Consider the following 5,648-nt stretch of genomic DNA (forward strand, 5'->3'; position numbering starts at 1 on the left):
GGCCAGGGCCGGGGCTGAGCTGTGCGGGGCGCGTCCGCTTCGGCCGGGGCCTGGGCCTGGGCGGCGGGAGCTGCGGCCTGGGGAGCCGGAGTTTCGGCGCCAGGCCAGGGCTGAGACTGGGGCTGAGGGCTCGGGGCCGCCATGGGCTGAGGCTGAGGCTGGGGTTGCGGCTGAGGCTGGGGCTGGGCGTTCTGTGCGACGGCGGTGCCCTGAGGCGTCGTACCCGCAGCGGGGACACCGCCCGCAGGCGTGGTCGCGGCAACGGCGGCAGCCTCCGCGGGAATCCCCTGCGGAGGTACGCCCTGTGCCGGGATCATCGGCTGAGGCATGCCCTGCCCGGTGGTCCCCGGAATGGCGACGCTCTGGCCGGGAGCTCCCTGTTCCGGGATGCCTTGCGCGGCAACGGGCTGTCCGGGAGCACCCTGGGAAGCGTCACCCTGGGCGGGAACCCCCTGAGCGGGAGTGAGTTGCGCGGAAGCCCCTTGGGCCGCAGCCTGCGCGGGCGCCATCTGTCCGGGAACACCTTGCCCCGCGCCCGTGGCGTCCCCCTGCCGAGCCCGCCGCCGCCCGGTAGGGGCCGACACCGGATGCGGCTGTGGCGGAGTGTGATCCTCGGCAGGATCATGCAGGGCCGCATCATGACGACCATCGTCGGCCTGCACGTAACCGACTTGCTGCTGACCGGCCTGCCCATGACCGACTTGCTGCTGACCGTTCTGAACCTGACTGGTCTGCCCGTGACCGACCGGCACCTGACCGGTCTGCCCATGGACGGGCTGCCCCTGGGCGGGCTGCTGAGCGGCGTACCCGGGCCCACGGTCGGCGTCCGCCGGCGGCAGCGCGAACACCGAGCGAGGCTCCGCCTCCTGGGCGGCCTGGCGCTCGGCCGCCGCGGCCAGCGCACGCCGACGCCGCCCGGTTGGCCGGCCGGCTTCCTCGCTGCCGTGGCCCGACGGCAGCGCTGCGGGCAGAGCCTGCCGCTCACCGCCGATCTGTCGCGCACGCTGCCCCTCGGGCGCGGGCACGCCCTGCGGAGGCACCGTCGGCCCGAGCCCGGTGGCCGCGGCACCCGCGGCATGCTCGGCTGCGGTCACGACCGCGCCCTCGGCAACCCCGCCGCCGCTTTCCGCGGGACTCGGCCGTCCCCGCCGCCGCCCGGTCCCACCGGACACCTGGGGCCCCTCACCGGTCCCCTGCGCCGGAACGGGCACCTGCGCCATCTGCGACTCATCCGCCGCGGCGCGCCGGCGCCGCCGCCCGGTGGGCGCGGCCGCCCCGGTCTCCGTTCCCGCCCCCGCCCCCGTCTCGGTCGAGGGCGTGACCTCGCTCTCCAGGAAGGCGTCCACCGAGGATCGTCGAGCCCGCCGCCGCCCGCCACCGGCCTGAGCGGGGACGCGCTCGGGCAGCGCGACCGCGGAACCAGGCCCACCCTCCGCCGAAGCACCCGAGCCCGCAGCCACATCCGCACCAAGATCCGGCGTCGGAGCCTGAGCGGAAACCGCCCCGGCCCCGCCCCCGATGGGCACCTCGAGCACAAACGCACTGCCGCTCATCCCCGGCACCTCATGCGTCTGCAGCACTCCACCGTGCGCCCGCACGATCCCGCGCACGATCGGCTCGTGCACCGGGTCTCCCCCGGCATACGGCCCGCGCACCTCGATCCGTACGACCTCGCCGCGCTGGGCGGCCGCCACGACGACCGTGTTGTCCATGTAGCCACCGGCCGAGACCGGCGCGTTGCCCGTCGAGTCGACGCCCGCGACGTCCGCGACGAGATGCGCGAGCGCGGTCGCGAGCCGCTGCGGGTCGACCTCGGCCTCGATGGGCGGCGCGTGCACGGCGAACTGCACCCGCCCGGGCCCGATCAGCTCGACGGCTCCGTCGACACCGGCCGCGACGACCGCGTCGAGCATGACCTTCGTCCGTACGACGTCCTCGGCCCCGGCGTCGAGCCGCTGGTAACCGAGCACGTTGTCGATGAGGGTGGTGATCCGGGAGTAGCCGGCCGCGAGGTGGTGCAGCACCTGGTTGGCCTCGGGCCACAGCTGTCCGGCGTCGTCGGCGGCCAGGGCGGCCAGGTCGCCGCGCAGCTGGTCGAGCGGGCCGCGCAGGGACTGCCCGAGCACGGCGAGCAGCTGCTCGTGCCGCGCGGCCAGCGCCTCGTACCGGTCCTTCTCCCGCTCGGCGAGCGCCGCGTACCGGTCGTCTCCGGCGGCCAGCTCTTCCTCATGTGCCTCTCGCAGCCCGGCGAGTTCCCTGCCGTGCTCGTCCCGCAACGCGTTCAGCGCCGCGGCATGCTCCTCGGCGGTCCGCGCGAGCTCCTCCTGATGCCGCTGGGCAGCCGCGTCCTTCTCCTCGACGAGTGCGTCGTACGCCCGCCGGTCCGTGAAGGTCAGCACCGCGCCGACGAGCTGGTCCCCGTCCCGTACGGGCGCGGTCGTCAGGTCGACGGGCACCTTGTCGCCGTTCTTGGACCACAGCACCTGTCCCCGCACCCGGTGCTTGCGCCCCGAGCGGAGAGTGTCGGCGAGCGGCGACTCCTCGTACGGGAAGGGGGTGCCGTCGGCGCGCGAGTGCAGCGTCAGCGGATGCAGTTCCTGCCCGCCCAGGTCGCTGGCCCGGAAGCCGAGGATCTGCGCGGCGGCCGGATTGACGAGGACGACCCGCCCCTGGGTGTCGGTCCCGACCACGCCCTCGGAGGCGGCCCGCAGAATCATCTCCGTCTGCCGCTGCGATCGCGCGAGTTCGGCCTCGGTGTCGACGGTGCCGGAGAGGTCACGTACGACAAGCATCAGCAGCTCATCGCTGGTGTAGCCGGAACTGTCGTACGCCTGCTGGCCGTTCTCCAGATTCGCGCTCGTGACCTCGACCGGGAACTCGCTGCTGTCGGTGCGCCGGGCCATCATCCGCCGCGGTTTGGTCCGGCCGCGCGGGTCGATGCTGTCGGGCCGGCGCATCGACCCGGGGATCAGCCGGGAGTCGAACTCGGGCAGCAGATCGAGCAGTCCGCGCCCGACCAGAGCCGTGCCCGGGGCCTCGAAGGCCTCCAGGGCGATGGTGTTGGCGTTGACGACGGTCCCATTGGCGTTGACCAGCAACAACGCATCGGGAAGCGCGTCCAGTATGGCTGCGAGGCGAGCAGCGCCTCGGGATGGCCTGCTGCTCACGAGACGCTTCCTCCCTGTTACCGCACCTTGCCGACCGCGGAGGCCATCTTGCCAACCGGTCCGCGACGTGTCACGCGAGGGAGTCTACGGGCAGAGGTTGCGCTCGCGACGCCGGATGAGAGGGAGGTCGCACGCAGAAGAGAAGTAGAGAAGACGCAGAAGCTGTGACCTCCTCCTTCTCCCCAGCCCTCCTCTACAGCCCTCCTCCTCAGCCATCGTCCGTGGCTCTCGCCCTTCAGCAGGGCGCGGCGCTCAGGAACCGAGCTTCGGAAGTACGGGCACCATGGCGTCCCATCGCGCGATCTCACACCCGTCACCGCGCGTGTACGAGACGTTGACCGGTCGCCCGGCCCAGGTCCCCGTAACGCGAGCGGTGGCCGGACCGCCGTACTGCATCGTGCACATCCTCTTGGGCTCGATGGGTGCGAACGGGTCCTCACCCCAGCCCGTCCGTCTGTCCAGCCGCTCGCAGGCGCCCCGGGCGTCGGGATGACTGCCGCCCTCCGGGTGACACTCCAGCTCGTACGTCCCGTCCAGCCCGTCTCCCGCGTCGCTGACCGTCACGGTGAGGCGGTCGCGGTCGCGCTCGGGGGCCGGCGGCATATGGGGAAACGGCGTAGAGGGAAGCGGTTCGGCGTACGCGGCCGGGGGGGCCGCCGCGAGCACGGCGAGTGAGGCGGCGGCGGAAGCGGCTGCGGTCAGGGCGAGACGGCGGAACATAGGGGCTCCACGGGGTGCGGGGGGGATGGTCGGTCTGTGGTCGAATCGCTGGTCCGGGGCGCAGGCCCCACCCCTTTAACGCTGCCCGTTCCACGACGTTGCGTCGCGTTACGCCTTTGCCCTTCGCCCTTTCCGCCTAGTACCGTGGGGGGCGATTGGTGACAGCCCGCTGGGCTGTGTCATCATCTGCACGCATCCACTCGCGCTCGCGCGGGGCGGCTGTGCTGGAGGCGTCGCCTAGTCCGGTCTATGGCGCCGCACTGCTAATGCGGTTTGGGACTTCAATCCCATCGAGGGTTCAAATCCCTCCGCCTCCGCCTCATGATCCCGAAGCCCTGGTCACGACTGGCCGGGGCTTCGGTCGTTCCTCGACCATTCCAGGGCCGTTTTCGCAGGTCATACAGGGTCCGCTAAACGGATTTCGCCAGGCGCCACCAGTCATGTAATGTTGTTCCCGCAACGCCGACCGGGCCCAAAAGCCCGCCAGGAAGAGCCAACACAACAGAACACACAGGCACTCGTAGCTTAACGGATAGAGCATCTGACTACGGATCAGAAGGTTGCAGGTTCGAATCCTGCCGAGTGCACACAGGTCAAAGGCCCCGGATCACTCCGGGGCCTTTGGTGTTCTCGGGCCGTACAGCAGTGAAGTACAGCAACGGGCTGATGGCAGCCGTCAGCTGGGCAGGTAGTGAGCCGCAGGTGGCCTCTGCCGGTGATCAGTGATGGCGGCTGTGACGGCGGAAACGACGGCGGTTGCGGCGAGGGTGCCCATCATGATCAACCCGACGCCGACCGCGAAGAGGCCGCTGGTGTCGTCCGACCAGTCGTAGAAGGCGGCAGCGGTCAGGCCGGACGTGGGGCCGAGCACAGCGCCCACGAAGTACCGCCGGGACGCCGCCCAGTACACGGGCACCAGCAGAGTCAGCACCAGCCCGATCACCTGCCAGGCCTCGTACGGGCCGGTCATCGTGCCGTCAGGCTGCACGTCGTACCGCTGGTCCCAGCCCAGCCAGGCAGCCCACATGGCCATCGAGGCCCCGGCCGTCGCGAGGATCGACAGCAGATGGAGAACGGGTTTCCGTGGTCCTTGGCTCATGTCCCAAGCGTTTCGGCTGATGCCGTCAACGGACAGAGCGCGCGTACTCAGCTCTGACTGAGTACTTCGGGGCGCCCGCGGCCGTTCGGGGGATGCGCAGGCCGCTTCCGGCTGGCTGTCTTCCCGCGGTGGCATCCCTTGTTGCGACGAAAGGGAGACATGATGCCGCTCTATCTATCGAGGTTCAGCTACACGCCAGAGACTTGGGAGAGGTTGATCGGCCGGCCCGAGGACCGTGCGCAGGCCGCTCAGCAGTACATCGAGTCCGTCGGCGGGAAGCTCCACGGTTTCTGGTACGCCTTCGGCACGCGCGACGGCTACAACCTGTGGGAGGCCCCGGACAACGTGTCCATGGCCGCGGTGGCGCTGGCGATCAGCGGAGGAGGCGCGCTCAGCTCGTTCGAGACGACTGTCCTCCTGACTGTCGACGAGACACTGGAGGCCCTGCGCGCCGCCGGGCAAATCCAGTACCGGGCTCCTGGCGCGTCCACATAGCCGGAGCCCCGGCCGCGACAACGGCACCCGCAGGTGGGAGGTCCCCGGCGAATCGTCGGGGACCCCTCGTTGTCAGTGGTGACCTTTACGCTTTTGGTGATGGCACGGGTGTGGAGAAGTACGGGGCTGCGGTGGGGTGTCGACGGGCCCGTGCTCGGGTGGGGTGG

The 5,648-nt window shown here is 71.0% G+C and carries 4 protein-coding genes and 2 tRNA genes; 3 read left to right on the plus strand and 3 right to left on the minus strand.

Translation table 11 applies throughout. The features are described 5' to 3' along the window. Both G6048_RS46420 and G6048_RS46425 read right to left on the minus strand, forming a co-directional pair. Positions 1 to 3,167, minus strand: a 3,167-nt coding sequence (locus G6048_RS46420) for a PAS domain-containing protein (RefSeq protein ID WP_165345642.1), incomplete at its 3' end; no start/stop codon positions are given. A gap of 252 nt (positions 3,168 to 3,419) precedes the next feature. Beyond that, positions 3,420 to 3,887 carry an SSI family serine proteinase inhibitor gene (locus G6048_RS46425; RefSeq protein WP_165345643.1) on the minus strand — a complete coding sequence of 156 codons (468 nt, stop codon included), beginning with the start codon at positions 3,885 to 3,887 and terminating at the stop codon, positions 3,420 to 3,422. A 226-nt stretch (positions 3,888 to 4,113) separates the two neighbouring features. Here G6048_RS46425 and G6048_RS46430 point away from each other — a divergent pair. Together G6048_RS46430 and G6048_RS46435 are read left to right on the plus strand one after the other, a co-directional pair. Then, positions 4,114 to 4,204, plus strand: a tRNA-Ser gene (locus tag G6048_RS46430). 197 nt (positions 4,205 to 4,401) lie between these two features. Further along, positions 4,402 to 4,474 (plus strand) — tRNA-Arg (locus tag G6048_RS46435). Between the two features lie 89 nt (positions 4,475 to 4,563). Here the strand turns inward: G6048_RS46435 and G6048_RS46440 are convergent. Continuing rightward, positions 4,564 to 4,986, minus strand: coding sequence for a hypothetical protein (locus G6048_RS46440; protein ID WP_165345644.1), 423 nt, complete (start codon positions 4,984 to 4,986; stop codon positions 4,564 to 4,566). 162 nt (positions 4,987 to 5,148) lie between these two features. Between G6048_RS46440 and G6048_RS46445 the strand changes: the two genes are divergently transcribed. Further along, positions 5,149 to 5,481: a GYD domain-containing protein gene (locus G6048_RS46445; protein ID WP_165345645.1), complete on the plus strand. Its 333-nt coding sequence runs from the start codon at positions 5,149 to 5,151 to the stop codon at positions 5,479 to 5,481. The last annotated feature ends 167 nt before the right edge of the window (positions 5,482 to 5,648 follow it).

The organism is Streptomyces ureilyticus, from assembly GCF_011045025.1.
GTDB lineage: Bacteria > Actinomycetota > Actinomycetes > Streptomycetales > Streptomycetaceae > Streptomyces > Streptomyces ureilyticus.

Bases quoted from the DNA above. Each gene is read 5' to 3' on its own strand.
- G6048_RS46425 (WP_165345643.1), bottom strand. From the start codon at position 3,887: ATGTTCCGCCGTCTCGCCCTGACCGCAGCCGCTTCCGCCGCCGCCTCA.
- G6048_RS46445 (WP_165345645.1), top strand. From the start codon at position 5,149: ATGCCGCTCTATCTATCGAGGTTCAGCTACACGCCAGAGACTTGGGAG.
- G6048_RS46440 (WP_165345644.1), bottom strand. From the start codon at position 4,986: ATGAGCCAAGGACCACGGAAACCCGTTCTCCATCTGCTGTCGATCCTC.